The sequence below is a fragment of the Kitasatospora sp. NPDC023176 genome, assembly GCF_055560495.1.
In genome coordinates, this window is record NZ_JBVHIP010000048.1 from 1 (window position 1) to 15,413 (window position 15,413).

The 15,413-nt window shown below is 71.7% G+C and carries 19 protein-coding genes; 3 read left to right on the forward strand and 16 right to left on the reverse strand.

Annotated elements, in window-relative coordinates:
* Window positions 1-121: 121 nt before the first annotated feature.
* Both ACZ3YL_RS38070 and ACZ3YL_RS38075 read right to left on the reverse strand, forming a co-directional pair.
* Window positions 122-373, reverse strand: coding sequence for a DUF7660 family protein (locus ACZ3YL_RS38070; RefSeq protein WP_351855062.1), 252 nt, complete (start codon window positions 371-373; stop codon window positions 122-124).
* A 165-nt stretch (window positions 374-538) separates the two neighbouring features.
* Window positions 539-1,093, reverse strand: coding sequence for an SMI1/KNR4 family protein (locus ACZ3YL_RS38075; protein ID WP_465662071.1), 555 nt, complete (start codon window positions 1,091-1,093; stop codon window positions 539-541).
* 192 nt (window positions 1,094-1,285) lie between these two features.
* Here ACZ3YL_RS38075 and ACZ3YL_RS38080 point away from each other — a divergent pair, with 192 nt between their 5' ends.
* From ACZ3YL_RS38080 to ACZ3YL_RS38090, 3 genes are read left to right on the forward strand one after another with little or no spacing between them, the layout of a single operon-like run.
* Window positions 1,286-1,519 carry a hypothetical protein gene (locus tag ACZ3YL_RS38080; RefSeq protein WP_465662073.1) on the forward strand — a complete coding sequence of 78 codons (234 nt, stop codon included), beginning with the start codon at window positions 1,286-1,288 and terminating at the stop codon, window positions 1,517-1,519.
* Window positions 1,516-1,869 (forward strand): helix-turn-helix domain-containing protein, encoded by a 354-nt coding sequence (locus tag ACZ3YL_RS38085; protein ID WP_360267262.1) that lies wholly within the window; start codon window positions 1,516-1,518, stop codon window positions 1,867-1,869. The genes ACZ3YL_RS38080 and ACZ3YL_RS38085 overlap by 4 nt, the downstream gene beginning before the upstream one ends.
* A gap of 26 nt (window positions 1,870-1,895) precedes the next feature.
* Entirely contained in the window at window positions 1,896-4,385 is a 2,490-nt protein-coding gene (locus ACZ3YL_RS38090; protein WP_465662075.1) for a hypothetical protein, read from the forward strand.
* Window positions 4,386-5,428: 1,043 nt separating this feature from the next.
* On the opposite strand, the gene ACZ3YL_RS38095 is transcribed toward ACZ3YL_RS38090, so the two are convergent.
* The 14 genes from ACZ3YL_RS38095 to ACZ3YL_RS38160 all read right to left on the reverse strand — a co-directional run bounded on the left by ACZ3YL_RS38095 (window position 5,429) and on the right by ACZ3YL_RS38160 (window position 15,390).
* Window positions 5,429-7,099 carry an outer membrane protein assembly factor BamB family protein gene (locus ACZ3YL_RS38095; RefSeq protein ID WP_465662077.1) on the reverse strand — a complete coding sequence of 557 codons (1,671 nt, stop codon included), beginning with the start codon at window positions 7,097-7,099 and terminating at the stop codon, window positions 5,429-5,431.
* Window positions 7,100-7,436: 337 nt separating this feature from the next.
* A complete protein-coding gene (locus ACZ3YL_RS38100; protein WP_465662079.1) occupies window positions 7,437-7,859 on the reverse strand; it encodes a hypothetical protein in 423 nt (140 codons plus the stop codon).
* A 3-nt stretch (window positions 7,860-7,862) separates the two neighbouring features.
* Window positions 7,863-8,297, reverse strand: coding sequence for a DUF3307 domain-containing protein (locus ACZ3YL_RS38105; RefSeq protein ID WP_465662081.1), 435 nt, complete (start codon window positions 8,295-8,297; stop codon window positions 7,863-7,865).
* A 142-nt stretch (window positions 8,298-8,439) separates the two neighbouring features.
* Complete coding sequence (locus tag ACZ3YL_RS38110) at window positions 8,440-8,889, reverse strand: NUDIX domain-containing protein (RefSeq protein WP_465662083.1); 450 nt, start codon at window positions 8,887-8,889, stop codon at window positions 8,440-8,442.
* A 140-nt stretch (window positions 8,890-9,029) separates the two neighbouring features.
* A complete protein-coding gene (locus ACZ3YL_RS38115) occupies window positions 9,030-9,416 on the reverse strand; it encodes a RapZ C-terminal domain-containing protein (protein ID WP_465662085.1) in 387 nt (128 codons plus the stop codon).
* 41 nt (window positions 9,417-9,457) lie between these two features.
* Window positions 9,458-10,015, reverse strand: coding sequence for a hypothetical protein (locus ACZ3YL_RS38120; RefSeq protein ID WP_465662087.1), 558 nt, complete (start codon window positions 10,013-10,015; stop codon window positions 9,458-9,460).
* 255 nt (window positions 10,016-10,270) lie between these two features.
* A complete protein-coding gene (locus ACZ3YL_RS38125; RefSeq protein ID WP_465662089.1) occupies window positions 10,271-10,603 on the reverse strand; it encodes a hypothetical protein in 333 nt (110 codons plus the stop codon).
* A 195-nt stretch (window positions 10,604-10,798) separates the two neighbouring features.
* A complete protein-coding gene (locus ACZ3YL_RS38130) occupies window positions 10,799-11,551 on the reverse strand; it encodes a hypothetical protein (RefSeq protein WP_465662090.1) in 753 nt (250 codons plus the stop codon).
* 101 nt (window positions 11,552-11,652) lie between these two features.
* On the reverse strand, window positions 11,653-12,849 hold the full coding sequence (gene dnaN, locus ACZ3YL_RS38135; RefSeq protein WP_465662092.1) for a DNA polymerase III subunit beta: 1,197 nt from the start codon (window positions 12,847-12,849) through the stop codon (window positions 11,653-11,655).
* Window positions 12,850-12,906: 57 nt separating this feature from the next.
* On the reverse strand, window positions 12,907-13,410 hold the full coding sequence (locus ACZ3YL_RS38140) for a hypothetical protein (protein ID WP_465662094.1): 504 nt from the start codon (window positions 13,408-13,410) through the stop codon (window positions 12,907-12,909).
* Between the two features lie 143 nt (window positions 13,411-13,553).
* The gene (locus tag ACZ3YL_RS38145) at window positions 13,554-13,883 is read right to left on the reverse strand and encodes a hypothetical protein (RefSeq protein WP_465662096.1); all 330 of its coding nucleotides are present in this window, start codon (window positions 13,881-13,883) and stop codon (window positions 13,554-13,556) included.
* A 129-nt stretch (window positions 13,884-14,012) separates the two neighbouring features.
* Entirely contained in the window at window positions 14,013-14,249 is a 237-nt protein-coding gene (locus ACZ3YL_RS38150; RefSeq protein WP_465662098.1) for a hypothetical protein, read from the reverse strand.
* A 25-nt stretch (window positions 14,250-14,274) separates the two neighbouring features.
* Complete coding sequence (locus ACZ3YL_RS38155; RefSeq protein ID WP_465662100.1) at window positions 14,275-14,919, reverse strand: hypothetical protein; 645 nt, start codon at window positions 14,917-14,919, stop codon at window positions 14,275-14,277.
* 126 nt (window positions 14,920-15,045) lie between these two features.
* Entirely contained in the window at window positions 15,046-15,390 is a 345-nt protein-coding gene (locus ACZ3YL_RS38160; protein ID WP_465662102.1) for a hypothetical protein, read from the reverse strand.
* Between the last annotated feature and the right edge of the window lie 23 nt (window positions 15,391-15,413).

Below are 15,413 nucleotides of genomic sequence, written 5' to 3' on the forward strand. Positions count from 1 at the left end.
GCCCGGTGCGGTGAGAGTCGCACGCCGGGTTCGGAGAGCGGTCCGGGGAAACGGACCGGGAGCAATCCCGGCACCGCGCCCCGGGCCGACTCACCGGTGGTGGGTGCGGCCGCTCACTCCGCTACTCGTAGACGGTGGCCGCGCTGAGGGCCCGCGCGATGAAGGTCCAGTCCCCATTGGCCGGAAGGTCCTTGCCGAAGTTCCGGTACCAGCCGTCGGAAGACTCGGTCCAGGCAGCCAGGGCTTCGAGGAAGCGGTCGAGGGTGGAGTTCTCCCAGTCCTGCCCTCGGCGGAGGTAGTCCTGGTGCAGGTCGCGAATGAACGCGACCAGTTCTTCACGGCTGCGGATCTCGTCATCGGAAGTAAGCGGCATGAGAGGACCGTAGCTGACCGATGCCGGCGGACAGAAGCAACCACCAGCGCGGGCCCGATCACACGATCTGCGACAGACCCAGTGAACGTGCTTGGTTCTGGGGGCCTGCCTGGGGACGGCGCAGGCGCCGCTGGTTGGCTCTCTGGCGCGCGCTGGCGCCGCTCGTCAGCGCGCCTCTGCTCCGCTGGGCTGGTTGCCCGCCGTACTCCGGTGATACCGGGCGTCCTTCTTGGGCCAGCCGCGGTCGATGAACGGCGGGCGGTCCACCCGCTCGAAGCACCGCAGCAGGAACTCGGTGAAGGTGCCGGCGGTCTCGAACCACTCTCCGATCTCGCTCCAGACGATGATGCGCCAGTCGTCCGGGTCCGGTTCCACGGCGAGGAAGTAGTACGTGTTGCCCTGCTCGTCGTGCCCCCAGTTGATCAGACCGCCCTCCTCGGGATGGAACGGCCATGGGTACAGTTCGGGGTCATTCATTCCCTGCCACCCCTGGTGCCAGAGCCGCTCCGCCTCCTTGTGGCTGCCGTCCATCGGCCGGTCCAACCACACGTATCCGTCTACCGCGCCGGGCCCGAAGAGGTCCAGAAACGCCTTGTAATCGGTCGGCAGGGCCAGGCCCAGGTAGGCCTCCGACGCTTGCCACAACTCCGGCCGCGCCTGGCCCCACCACTCCGGCTTGCCAAGCCGATCTCTCAACTTGTCCAGCGCCGTTGCTGGCATGACCGCCCCCATCTGCCGTGTCCCATTGGTGCTGGAAGCATCCTGCCGCCATGGACCGACAGAACGGCGCCCGCCCTCGCATCAGGCCCGGCAATACGGTCGGCCGACAGGTCCGAGCTGAGCACGTTCATCCGTACTTGGCTGAGCACCTCAACGAGTACGCGGACATCCCAGGTCAATAACGATCGGCCCGTGCTGAAAGGGCTCCCAGTGCCCGCATCCGCTACGTCACGGACAACCACCGCGACGCAAACACCCAGTTCAACAGCCCGCCGAACAAGCGAACCCAAGATAATTCAGGAGCAGGTCGGGCACCGGTTCGCTTCCACCACCGCGATCTACACCGGGGTCAGCACGGACTTCATGAACACGATGATGCGCAAGGCGCTGGATCGCGCCTTCACCACCGAAGGGCAGATGGCATGACCGCGAAGCTCGACTACCGTTGGCACCTGAGGGAGCTCATGGCCGCCCGCGGCATGTTCTCCACGACCGATCTGCGGCCGCTGCTGGCCGAGCGGGGGGTGGACCTGTCGCCGAGCCAGACCTACCGGCTGGTGGTGGAGAAGCCCGAGCGGCTGAGCATGAAGACGCTCATGGCCCTGCTGGACATCCTGGGCTGCCGCATGGACGACCTCATCGAGCCGGTCCGCGCCGCATCCCGCGGCCGCCGGACGGCCTCCGACGCGGCGCCCGTGCCGGGCGGGGAACGGCCGGAGCCGGGCGTGGGCTCGTTCAGGCCCAAGCGGGCCCGTGTCCTGCCCGGTCCGCAGTGACTGGTACCGAACCGGCTCCGCGCTTCTTGACCGAGCCGCGCTCTGTAATCGCCGAGGCGGTCGCGGCCGCGGACCCCGGCATACCCGAGCCGGCCATTGCCCTGGCCGTCGACCGGGTCGCCGACACCCGCGCGAAGCAACGTCGGCTCGCCCAGGCCCTCGCCGCTGACCCAGCCCTGCTGACCTCGGGCCGCCCAGAGGGGCCGCGGCTGATCGAGCTGCTGGTGCGCGAACTGCTGCTGCACGGCCAGAACCGCCTGGTGCTGCCCCGCTGCGCGGGCTGCGGCAAGCAGGGCGTCCTCAACCGCGTCGACGGGACCCGGCGCATCTGCTCGACGTGCGGCAACAAGGCGACCGGCAGCGGCCCGCAGCCGTGCGCGGTCTGCGGCCAGAGGCGGCAGGTTGCGGGCCGCGACCGGGAGGGCCGGCCGCTGTGCGGGCGGCACCGCCAGGAGCCGGTGGACGGGCACGCCGAGGTCCGTCGGCTCCTGGGCCGGGCGTGCACCGGCCTGAGCGACGACGAGCTTGCCGCCGTCGTCACCGAAGTGCTGCCGCTTCCCGCACAGCAGCAGGCCATGGCACGGGACCTGACCAACCGCCCGGACCTGCTGACCGGGCAGGGCGCTCACGGTTCTCCCCGCGTGATCGCCCTGATCGCGGCTCTGGTCGCCCGAGGCGCCACCAACATCACCGTGCCGGCCTGCCCCATCTGTCAGCGCGTGGCCCCGCTGAACTACGCCCGCGATAACGCGCGGTGCTGCCGCCGCTGCTACGACCAAGCCCGGCTCCAGCCCTGCTCCTCGTGCAAGATCCCTTCGCCGGTGACGACCCGCACCGCCGACGGCGAGCCCCTGTGCGCCCCGTGCATGCGCCGCGACCCGGTCAACCACGAACCCTGCACCCAGTGCGGCCGTGTCGCTCTGACCCACCGCGACGCGGCCGGCCGGGCCGTGTGCGGCAGGTGCCAGCGGCCCCCTACGGCCATCTGTTCCGTCTGCCAGGTCCGCAAGCCGTGCCACTACGCCGACACCAACGCTCCACGCTGCGCGACCTGTACCAGGCGAAGCAACCGCGCACCATGCTCGAACTGTGGCATCCACCGCGTCATCAACGCACGCGGGTCAGAGGGTGACCCACTCTGCGCACCGTGCAGCCGTCGCCACGAGGTGTGCTCGGCCTGCGGCACCCTCCGGTACGCCTACGCCCGCTCGGCCGACGGCGAGAACCTGTGCAAGGTCTGCTACGCCAAGGACCCGATCTCCTTCCGACACTGCACCGGATGCGGCAGCCTTGAACGCCTCCACCACCACGGACTCTGTCCGGCCTGCGCCGCCAGGCGCCAGCTGCGCGCCCTGCTCGCCGGCCCGGCCGACCAGGTGCACCCGCGCCACGAGCCGATCGCCGCCGCGCTCACCGCAGGGCCGCCGTCCTCGCTCCTGCTGTGGCTCAAGCGCCCCGGCAGCCGGGAGCTGGTGGTGCGGCTGCGCGACCTCACCGAGCCCCTCACCCACGCCACGCTCGACGCGATGCAGCCGCCGAAAGCCATCAACCATCTACGTGCCGCGCTCACCGCCCACGGCGTCCTGCCGGGGCGCGACGAGCACCTGGCCGCCTTCGAGCGGTGGCTGCCCGGGGCCGTCGCCGCGATCGGCGACCATGACGACCGGGTCGTCATCAAGAGCTTCGCGACGTGGTTCCACCTCAACAAGCTCCGGCGCCGTGCTCGGCGCTGGCCGCTGACCCACGGCCAGTACCAGACCGCCAAGGGGGACATCCAGGCCGCCATCCGCCTGCTCGCCTGGCTGCGCGAGCACGGCACAACCCTGTCAGCCTGCACTCAGGCCGACATCGACCTGTGGCTCACCTCGAAAACCGGGGGCCGGATCCTGGTCCGCAACTTCCTCATTTGGTCCGCCAACCGCGGCCACTCCCGTCCCCTATCCGTCCCCGAACGCAAGGGAACCCGCGGCCCGGACACGTTCCCCGACGCCGAATTGCGGTGGAGCATCAGCAAACGCCTGCTGCACGACACCTCACTAGCGACCGGCGACCGCGTCGCCGGCTGCCTCGTCCTGCTCTACGGCCAGCCCGTCAGCCGGATCACCCACCTGACGACCAACCACGTCCTCGACATCGGCGACGCCCTCCACCTACACCTGGGCGCCAAGCCGCTGGAGATCCCCGCACCGCTGGCCGACCTGATCCGCCAGCTCGTCCGCACCCGCCGCGGCTACGGGGCCCTCGGACACACCGACGAGCACAGCTGGCTCTTCCCCGGCGTGCGCGCCGGCCGCCCCATCAGCGCCCAACGCCAAGCAGCCAGGCTCTACCAACTGGGCATCAAGACCCGCGCCGGGCGATCCACCGCCCTGCTGGACCTGGCCGCTGAACTACCAGCCTCCGTCCTCAGCGACCTCCTCGGCATAAGCATCCGCACCGCCACAGGCTGGTCCGAAGAAGCCGGCAACACCCGCCCCGGCTATGCGGCAGAGGTCTCTCGTCGGGCCAAGCGCTGACAGACGGTCGCGGTTGCCGGGGCCCCGGAGCGTGCAGGCACGGGTCGCCGGCTCTCGCCGTTCGTGCGCCACCACGTCAAACATGCTCGGCCGGTCTCCTGCTAAGTGCCTCAACTGCCCGGCGGACTGCGGTCTTTACGGATACCCACAGCGGGCTTGATGACGTCAGCCGGCCTCAGCCAGGGCGGGCCCGGCCATACACGGCGCCGAGCCAGCCCTGGCTGCCCCGGTCAGTGTCAAATACGTGCCTAGTACCCGGGACGGCCCCAGTGGGTGACCGAAACGGTGATCGAGGCCGGCTCTGACGTCTTCTCCAGAACAGTGAGAGCCCAGAGAGCGCCTGTGCTGTTGTCTGCCATGCAGTAGCGGGCTCCGACCTCGCCGGCGATCCCCTTGACGTGGGATCCCGCGCCGTTCACGACCCGTTGGCAGCCTCGGGCATCATTGATCGGCTCAGCGGTCTGAAAGAGTCCAGGGTTAACGTATGCCAGCACTGTCATTTGTCCCGGCGTATCCGGCCAAGTGCCGCATTTGATGGCATACAGGCTGTCTCCGAGGCGCATTTGGGTACTCACCTCGGGAGGAAGGTCCCCGGGGGTAAGGGTTGAACGCCCAACATTCACCAGCTTGCCGCTCGGTACAGGCTGGTCCCCATACAGCCCCGGGGTATCCAACTCGCAAGCATCCGGCGATACAAAACTGTCAGTCTTGAGAGTGACCTTTGCGTCCGCATACCTGAGCGGTAACTCGGCTTCCCCTGTCGCGTTTGACGATGCGGACGCAGTCTTCTGCGGCGGCGGGGACGCCGATGTTGTAGTGGTCGGGGCAGGTACAACTGCTTGGGAGCAACCCACAAGGGCAAAGGCAAACGTCATCAAGGCCATCAGCCCAGGCTGTGCAGCGGTCAAACGACGCTTCATCTTGCGGAACCCCCCGATGAGTGGACCGGCCGAGCAGCGTCAAGCATAGGTAGACGTCCGGTGGCAGAAAAGGTAGTTGGAGAACCTGGGCTGATGGCCCGGCTCTCGGGTCGCTCACCACCGTTAGCGGCGCAGGGCGTACAGATGGCCGCTGTCCGACACGGTGCCGTCCGCCCCTCGGTTCTTTCTGGTGGCGATGAAGACGGTGTCCTTGCCGATGGCGGGGTTCTCCATTACCTGGCCCTCGCTGGTGTATGTCCAGCGTTCCGTACCGGTCGCCGCGTCGACGGCGCGCAGCTTGCCGTCCCAACCTCCGAAGTAGACGACCCCGTCGGCCAGGGCGGGTGAGGAGAAGATGAAATCGCCGGTGGACACCGACCAGCGCTTCGTCCCGGTGGCCGCGTCGAGGGCGTAGAAGATCTTGTTGCTGCAGCCAAAGTAGACCAGGCCGCCGGAGACCACGGGGTCGGAGGAGATCTGATCGTCGGTGCCCTCGGTCCGGAACTTCCAGCGCTCCGAGCCGTCGGCGGTGTTCACCGCAAAGAACGTGCCCTTCGTCCCGCCGATGAAGACCGTCCCGTCTGCCACGACGGGGGAAGAGTCGTGGAATGCCTCACCGCTCGGGAAGGCCCACAGCGGGTTTCCGGTCGCCTCGTCCAGCGCGTAGAGGTGGCCGTCGCGGCTGCCGGCGTACACAACGCCCTTGCTGACAGCCGGGGACGAGACGATGCGGTCCTTGGCGGTGAACGACCAGCGCTTTGTGCCCGTGGCGGCGTCCACAGCGTGAAGGACATCATTCCAGCCGCCAACGAACACCATGCCGTCGGCAACCGTCGGCGCCTTCATCGGCGCCTGGTTGGAGGCGCCGGTGTGGTACTTCCAGAGCATCCCCGCGTCGTTGCCAGCATGCAGGACACCGTTGTGGTCAACGAGGTAGAAGTTCCTGCCCGACACGGCCAGAGCGCCGGGCACCCCGAACTCATTGTCATCCAGGTGCAGCGTGGACCTTACGGTTCCGCTGGAGGCGTCGACCACCAGCAGGTCGATCCCCGTGGAGGAGCTGTAGCTGAGGTAGTAGACCTTGCCATCGCTGACCACGGGGGAGGCGAACGCCCACGGGTTCCTGGGGATCGACCACAACTCGGAGGCCTTCGAAGCGGCGGTCGGCGCCGCCGATTGTGCGTTGGTCCGGCCCTCCTGCCCGTCGGTGGTGCCGAAGGGCAGGCTGGTGACGGACTTTTCGTTTGTCGGCGGGGAGTCCCCGCCGCCGATGAGCTGCACACCGCCGTAGCCGGCGAGCGCCAGGACGACGATGACCAGGGCAAGGACCACCAGTGCCCAGGGGTCGCCGTTGCGGATCTTGTTGATGATTTGGTCCCGGCCTGCAAAGTTGCCCCGGACCTTGTTGCCTGTCCCCTGGATGGTGATGCCTCCGCCGGAGGCGACGTTGGCGGGCGCAGCCGCAGCAGGCTGAGGTCCCGGCTCCGCAGCGGGCATGGTGCTGGTGAGCTGGACGACGAAGGGCTGGTCGGCAGCCATCACGGTCACCAGGGCGCTGTGAAGGCTAGCCTGGGCTGCGGGCTCCTGGGGGGCCGCGTCGAACGTGGCCACGGCCGCACTCTGCCCGGCGCCCGTGAGCCGGGTTCGGACCAGATCCCCGACCAGCGAGGCGGCGGCGCTGCCCGCGCTGGTGGCGGCCGCTGTGGCGGCGGTTGCCATCAGCTGGACCACGGCTGAGGCAAGATCGTCTAACGCGCTCATCGAGATTGTCCCCCCCTGGACGACAACGGTCATGCCCATGCTTCCAGACGGACCGGTGGCTCAAGCTTGCAGAAGCCCAATCGCAACCTGCCCCGCTGCGTCCTCGAGACACGCTCGAGGTGGCTCCGAATCCGTTGCCGATCACGGTCGGACAGCCGCGCCACCCTTGCCCGGACGGAGCAGCATGGCTCTCGATCGCGTTGCCTAAAGACCCGGTACTCCGCACCTTCGAATAGCCGGACTTACCAGCAGCGGGCCGGACGGATTCGAGGACTCGGGTCTGGGCTGTGGTCATGCTGGTTGTCTCCGGGGTGGTGTGGTCGGTTCCTGGAAGGGCGGAGCGGGGGCGGCGCTGGTGCGGCCTGTTGGGTCAGCCGTGCCAGCGGCTCTGCAGCTGGCGGATCGCCTCGATGTCGGCGGTGTCCTTGGGGCGCGCGGCGGTGGCCTTTAACTGGGCGGTGTCGTCGAGGGTCAGGAGCGGGATGCCGTCGATCAGGTCGGCGCGGTCGATCAGGTCGTCCGGGCGGCCGGCGGTGAGCCAGGTGTCGAAGATTTCGATCGGCAGGCTCGGGTGGCGGATGGTCAGGCCGAGGCCGGATCCGGCCGGCGGGGGCGGGGCGAGAGTGAGAGCCTGCCGCCAGGCGGGGCCGCGGGCGAGGACGTCCAGGTCGCTCAGCCGGGCACGCAGGCCTCGGGCGTACAGCGGGGCGGATCCGCACACCACCCAGTGGCCGGACGGCAGCCCGAGGGCGCGTAGTGCGTCGAACAGCCCGTCGGGGTCGGTCAGGGACACTGGTCAGCTCAGGACGGTGAGCAGCAGGGCGGCGAGGAGCAGTCCGAGGCCGATGTGGGCGGCCTGGTCGACCTGGGCGGAGCCGCCGGTCGCGAGGTAGTGGCGCTGGCCGGTGTGCTCCATCCACCACCGCACGCCGGTCCTGCGGTCGATGAGCGAGTGGGACAGTCCGATCCAGGCGAGGGCGGCGGCGGCCGCGGGCAGGCGCACGTCGAGGCCCAGGGCCAGGACGCCGATGGTGAGCAGGGCGGCGCTGGTGGCGACGTGGGTGCCGGCGTGGGCGAGGTTGGGGCCCCAGCCGTGGTGGTGACGGCCGGGGTTGGGGTCGTCCTCGCCCTCGGTCCATCCGGCTTTACGGGTGGCCTGGTGATCTGTCTGAAAGGGGTAGTCACTCAGGTGGTGGGCGGCGAAGAGCAGGACGAAGACGTCCGCGAGCACGGGGTCCTCCCGGTCGGGTGGCGGCTGGTGAGAGCTGAGTGGACGGCCGGCGAAGGGGCGGTCCTGGCGCAAACCGTGCCCGCCGTCCCGGCCGGGCTGGCGGGGAGCGACGGGCACGGTTGTGGGTGGCGTCAGAGCCCGGTCAGATCGCGGTGCCGGCGGGGTCGGCAGCCGACGCCCCCTTGAGGGCCGTGGCGAGGATGGCGGCGTGGTCGAACGCCAGCTGCTGCGGCAGGTCGTCGTGCTGCCACCAGCGGGCCGCACGGGCGTCGTCCCCGGCGGTGATCGCGGTGTCTTCGGGGACGACGGCGAGGTAGGCGACGGTGACGTACCGGCCGCGGGGGTCCCGGCCCGGGGCGTCCCAGACGCCGAGCTGGAGCAGGTCGGCGCTGTCCACGCGCACACCCGTCTCCTCCTCCAGCTCGCGAGCGGCCGCCGCGCGGCTCGTCTCCCCCAGGTCGACGTGGCCGCCGGGCAGCGCCCATTCGCCCTCGAAGGGGGCCCAGCCCCGCTCGATCAGCAGGACGCGGCCGTCCGGCGTCATGGCGACCACGTCGGCGGTGTAGCGGATGGACTCGAATGCCTCGGTCATCTTCTCGGCTCCCTGGTACAGGTTTGTGGGTGGTGTCGGCCGGGCGGCCGCGCCGCGCACCACCGTGCCCCGCCGCCGCGGCCTGGCCGGCTCGGGGGGCGGGGTGCGGTGGTGGGCAGCGTGAGCGTCCGGGACGGCGGTCAGCGCTCCACGACGACGGCCTTGTCGATGTCGCGGTGGGTCACGTGCACGTCGTGGCCGGCGGCGGTGAGGCTCTCGCCGAGCTGGTCGGCGAGGTAGCCGGCGCGGTGTTTTCCGCTGGCGCAGCCCACGGCGATGGTCAGGGGTGCGGTGTCGGCGGCGGGTCCGGCGGCGAAGGCCTGGGCGGCGGCGACGGTGGCGTCCAGGAGCTGGGGGATGCCGGGGGTGGTGGCCACCTTGTCCTGGATGGTGGGGTGGCGGGCGGTCAGGTGCCGTACGGCCTGGTCTCGGTGGGGGTCGTGGAAGTGGGCGCGGACGTCAAGGGCGAGGTGGGCGGCGGGGGCGGGGCCGTGGAGGTGGCCGAAGGAGATGATCTCGATGCGCACGGGCGTGGTCCTTCCTGGTGGTGTGAGCCGGCTGGGTGCTGTCAGTGGGCGTCGGTGGAGGCGGCGGGGGCGGGCCTGGCGGAGCAGTCGCGGGCGTGGCCGGTGGCCTCGATGCGCATCAGGTCCAGGTCCTGCGCGAGCCTGCCGCTGGACATCCGGCAGCCCGTGCAGCGCCACCAGGCCGGGCCGGGGGCCTGTTGCTGGTAGTCCGGCCACGGGTCGGCGCCGACGATCTCGACCTCGGCTCCGCGCCTGGTCTCCAGCCGGATCCAGGTGTGTTCGGGGCCGCCGTCGCTGGGGGCGTCGGAGCGCAGCAGGATGTGGCCGGTGGCGGTGATGCGGATCTCGCGGTCGGCGGCGGCGTTGCGCAGCAGGGTGCGCAGGGTGCCGCGTCCGCCGAAGACGTGGCTGCCGTCGAGCTGGTGGATGGCGGTGTGGAGTTCGTCGGCGGTGGTGCGGGTCTGGCCGGTGGTTCGGGCGCGGGCGAGGACGCGCAGCAGGACGTCGTAGGCGTCGTCCGGGTCGAGCAGGCCGGAGTGGCGCTGGGCGGTCAGTCCGGCGAAGACCTGCTCGATGTCGTCGGTGGTGTGGGTGTTCACGGGGCGGCGTTCCCGTCTGTAGGTGGTGGTGGCGGGCGGACGGTGTCCGGTTAGGCGTAGAGGTCGTGGGTGCGGGTGGCGGGCTGGGCCGACCATTGCGGGTGTTCCAGGTGGCGTTCGGGCCCCACTCGTACTGGCAGCTCGCGCAGCGCCAGAAGGCGGGCGGGTGGTGTTCCAGGTCGTGGCCCCAGCAGTGCGGACAGATGATGCGGGGTCGGCGCAGCCGGTTGGCGGCCCGTTGGAGCAGGGTGTGGATCACCGGATGGCCGGGGCGGTCTGGGCCGGGGCCGGGGCGGGGATGGTGGCGTTGGCGGCCCAGCGCAGGGCGGCCAGCGAGGCGGCGGCGAGCATCACGCCGACCAGGAGCAGGACGAAGAACCGGGCGTCGCGCCGGACGGCGGCCCGGACGGCGGCGACGTCGGCCGCGGTGGGCTCGTTCTGGTCGGCGAGCGGCTGGTCGGCGGGCAGCTGCACGATGATGACCCGCTCGCCGGGACCGGCCTGGCCGGTGTACGGGGCCGGCTGCCGCGTCCGGTAGGGGACCGGGGTGTGTGCGCCGGTGTGGGGCTGCTGGCGGGGGAGGGTCACGGATGTCTCCTGGTGGTCGGCGATTGCCCGGCCGGGTGGCCGCGCCGCGCACCGGAGCGCCCCGCCGTCCCGGCCAGGTGGCGGGGTCGGCGGGGCGGCCGGTGGGCAGCGTCAGTGCCCGGAACGGGGGACGGTCAGCGGGCGAAGGAGGGTGGGGCCGCCCGGTGCTGCACGGGGCGGCCCCCAGGGGTGGGATCAGGCGTGCTGACTGTCGTCGCCGGTGAGGCGGCGGCCGTTGATGTCGACCTGGAGCTGCTGGACGTCGACGACGACGGCCTCGATCCGCGGTTCGGGCACCTCGACGGTGACCGGCACCGTCACCGGCGGCGCCGGGACCGGAGCGGGGGCGGGCGGCGCGGCGGGGGGCTCGTTGATGACGGTGGTGTGGATCCAGGAGCCGGTCAGGGCGAGGGCAGCGAGCACGGCCCACGCGAGCGCGGCCAAGCCGGCGGCCACCGGCCTGCCCTGGCCCTCGGTGCCGGACCAGACCATGGAGACGGTCAGCGCGCCGAAGACGAGGGAGCCGAGCTGGACGCCGACGGTGGCGCCCTGGCGCAGCGCCCGGATCAGGATCACGGCGCCGGCCAGGCCCCAGAAGGTGAACAGGGTCCGCGCTCCTGCGGGCAGGCCGGCGGAGTGGATCTGGAGGTAGTGGTAGATCGGGTCGTTGACGGTGTGCCACAGGCGGGAGGCCGGCAGGGTGGAGTGCTCGGGCTGGGTGATCCAGTGGAGGGCGCGCAGCGCGTGCGGGCCGACGGCGAGCGACAGCATGGTCAGCATCAGGAGCGCGAAGAAGGCGAGGACGAGGGTCGCCTTCACGCTGGGCATGCCGTAGATGTCGCGGATCATCCACCGCGGGGTGCGGCGGGGGGTGCGCCAGATCAGGTCCGGGTCCTCGGTGTCCGGCTCGGTGACGGCCTGGTCGAGCGGCGTGTTGGGCTGGTTCACGGCGATCTCCTGCGCTCTCTGGGGGTCGGGTCGGTGATGCGGGCGGCCCGGCCGCGTCGTGCGGCCGGGCCGGGATGGCTGGTGGTGCGGTGCGGCGGGGTTCAGCCGTCGAGGCGGATCGGCATGAGCAGGTGCTCGTAGTCGCTGTCGGCGAGGTCCCCGGCCCGGCCGGTCAGCAGCGCCGGCTTGTGCTGGTGGGTGATGTGGAAGGTCGCCTCGGGGGCGGCCAGGGTCTTGAGCGCGTCGGTGAGGTACGCGGGGTTGAACGCGATGGCGGCGCCGCCCTCCAGGGCGCCGTCGGCGTTGCAGGGGATGCGGTCGGTGGCGTGGGCGTCGTCGCCGTGCCCGGCTTCCAGCAGCAGTTCGGTGCGGCCGTCGGAGGCGGTGGCGACGGTGAGGCGGATCGGGGTCTTGGCGGAGGCCACCAGGGAGACCCGCTTGAGGGCGGCGAGCGCGTCGTCCACGGCGACGGTCAGGGTGAGGGCGGCGTCCTCGGGGGTGGGGAAGACGTTGCGGAACTTGGGGAACTCGCCCTCCAGGAGCCGCGTGCCGAAGGTGTCGCCGGGGGTGGTGAGGGTGAGCTGTCCGTCCGACCAGCCGAGGCCGATCGGGTGCTCGCCGGCCATCGCCTTCGTGGCCTCGAGGAGGAACTTCGCGGGGACCAGGACGGTACGGCCGTCGTCGACGACGACGTCGGTGTCCTTCTTCTTGCCGCGCTTGGGCTTGGTTGCGGGCAGGGTTCCGGTCGGCTTCACGGTCAGCTCGCGCACCGCGAAGCGGTAGCGGTCGGTGCCGGCCAGGGTGAGCCGCTCGCCGTCCAGCGCCAGGTGAACGCCGGTCAGCACCGGCAGCGAGGCGTCGGTGCTCGCGGCGATGGCGACCTGGGCGACGGCGTCGGCGAGCGCGTCGGCCTGGACGGTGAGCACGGTGTCCGGCGCGGCGGGCAGCGCCGGGTACTCCTCGACCGGGAGGGTGGGCAGGGTGAAGCGGGCGCTTGCGCAGGTGAGCAGCAGGCGGGTTCCGGACACCTCGATGTCGACCTCACCTCCCTTGGGCAGGGTCTTGGCGATGTCGTTGAGGAGGCGGCCGGAGACCAGCGCGGTGCCGTCGTCGGCGATCTCGGCGCCGGTGCTGGTGGTCGCGGCGACCTCGTAGTCGAACGCGGACAGGGTCAGGCCCTTGTCGCCGGTGGCGAGGAGGATGCCGGCCAGGACCGGCACCGGCGTGCGGGCGGGCAGGGCGCGGGCGACGTAGGCGACGGCGTCGGCGAGCGGACCGGCGAACAGGCGCAGCTTCATGAGCACTTCCCTCGGGTGTGGTGGCGCAGGTTGCGGGTGCGGTTGGAGGGCGGAGCGTCAGTCCTCGTCCTCGTCGTCCTCGTCGAGGACGCCGGTGTACGGGGTGTGCAGGTGGAGGTCGCCGTCGTAGTCGGTGTCGGTCAGCACCCCGCCGTCGGCGGTGACCGGCGCGAAGTCCGGCGCCTGGGCGAGGCGCTCGCGCAGCTCGCCGACGTCGAGCAGCCGGGTGCGGGTGCTGCCCCACACCGAGGCCGGGGCGACCGGCAGGCCGGCGCCGGGCACGGGCGGGGCGGTGTGCGCGGTGTGGAGGTGGACGGTGCCGTCGTAGGTGGTGTCGGACAGCGGCTCGCCGTCGACCATCACCGGGGCGCAGTCGGGCAGCTCGGCCAGGCGCTCCAGCAGCTCGCCGGCGTTCATGCGGTTGCTGCGCCAGGACGCGGTGGGCAGGGGTCCCGCAGGGGCGGTGTGCCGCCCGGCGGCGGCCTGGGCGGCCTTGGTGATGGCGGTGACGGCTGCTGCGGCCATTTCTCCGGGCTTGGTCGGGTCGGCGGTGACGCTCACTGGGGTCCTCCGGACGGGGTCGTGGGTGCGGCCGGGCGGCCGGTGGCGCCACCAGTGCGCCCCACCCACCCGACAGGTGCGGGGTGGGCGGGGCGCGGCTGGGGACGGGACCGGTGGTCCGGTTCAGGAGTTTCGGCGGCGGGTCAGCAGCTGAGCGCGAGGTCCTGGGCCGCGGGCTCGGCGACGTCGATGCAGTTGCCCGCCTTGGCGAGGAACGCGTGCTGGACGGGTCCGGGCTCCGCGGTCAGCGCGTCGTTGAGGTAGATCGCGGCCTGGTGGAGCTCCTCGGCGTAGTCGAAGTACGGGTCGACGGTGATGCGGTCGAGGTAGGCGGCCGCGTCCTCGACGAGCTCGGTGAAACGCTCGGGGGTGAAGCCCTCCTGGGGGACCGTCAGGGGGCCGTCGTCACCGCCGGCGAGGTAGGCGATGTCCTCGGAGTAGCGGCGGATGAGGGTGTCGAAGGTGACGTCCACGACTGGGTTTCCTCTCGGCTGCGGGTTCGGCCGGTCGGCCGGCCCCGCCCCCGGAAGCACTCCGCCCGCCCCGGCCTGGGTGGCAGGGGCGGGCGGTGCGCGGCCGGGGGCGAGACTGGCCGACCGGGCTCAGCAGCCTTCGACGGCCGCGTGGCGGCGGGCCTCGGCCTCGGATTCGGCGGCCGCGAGGAGGTTCTGGACGGCTGGGTCCTGGCGCCAGGTACACCAGTCGGGTTCGCCGTCCGGGTCGGGGGCAGGCGGTTCGGCGCCGGCGGGCAGGTAGACGCTGGGCAGGTCGTCGTCTTCCCACAACGGGGCGGGGCGGCGGTTGAGGAACTGGAGCAGACGGGCGAGTCGCAGTCGCACGGGGTGTCTCCTTCGGTCGGTTGGCTCAGCCGTTGTTGTTGGTGATGGAGCCGCGCCACCCGGCGGACTGCTTGCCGATGTTGGTCTGGTGGGTGCGGTGGACCAGGGCCAGGACGGTGCCGGTCGCACTCGCCCCGTCGCCGGTGGCCGTGGCGGAGGCTCCACTGCCGCTGGTGGCGCCGGAGGTGACGGAGCGCAGCTTGCCGATCAGTGCGGCCACGCCGATGACGACGGCGCCGACCAGGACCGCGGCCCACTTGAGGACCTCGCCGAGCTTGTCGGCGTGCGGGGCGACCTCGGCGACGGCGGCGCCGATCACCCACACCGCGCCGCTGGCCGCGAGCGCCGTGACGGAGCCGACGAGCAGGTACTGGCGTACCGCCAGTGGCATGCCCTGCTCGGCCACCGGCTGCGCCGTGGCGGCGGGCTGCGGGGCCGGCTGCGGGTGCGCGGCGGCCGTGATGGCGAGCGGGTTGTGGACCGGCACCGCGACGGCCTTGCCACCGACGATCGCGGGCACGAACTCGGGCCCGTCCAGGGTGGGGCGCAGCGGGACGGCGAGGATCTGGCCGTCGAGGATGACCGGGGTGTAGCCGGTCTCCAGGATGTTGATCTGGGGGTCCGCCGCCCGGTCGGCGGCGGTGTGCGAGGCGTTGGCGGGGGTGTTCACCGGGGACTCCTTCGAAAAGCTGAGGGCGGGGTGGGGAAGGGGCTGTGGGGGCGGCTCGGCGCCTTCCAGGGCCGCCGGGCCCGGCCCGGGTAGCGGGCGGGTCCGGCGGCCCCAGGAGAGGCCGGGTCAGGGGTTGGTGCGGCTGATGCGCCGCAGCGCGGTGCGGGCGGCATCGCCGGCCGGGCCGGCGGCGACCAGCACGTGCGGGGCCTCGTCGATGACGACGACCGGCTGCCCGGTGCTCTGGGCCGTGCCGCGCAGGGCGACGAGCGCCTGGGCGGCCGTCAGCATGGCCGTGGTGTCGGCGTACCGGTCGTCGCGGCCGGCGGCGGGCAGCGCGGGTGCGGCGGGCTTGCTCTCCCAGGTGACGGCGCCCGAGGCGCGGGCCGCCGCCTCGGCCTCGAGGATCAGGCGCAGGCTCGTCTTGCCGCTGGTGGAGGTGCCGGTGATGAGCGGGTGGCGGATGTCCATGAGGTGTTCCTCTTCTTCGCGGG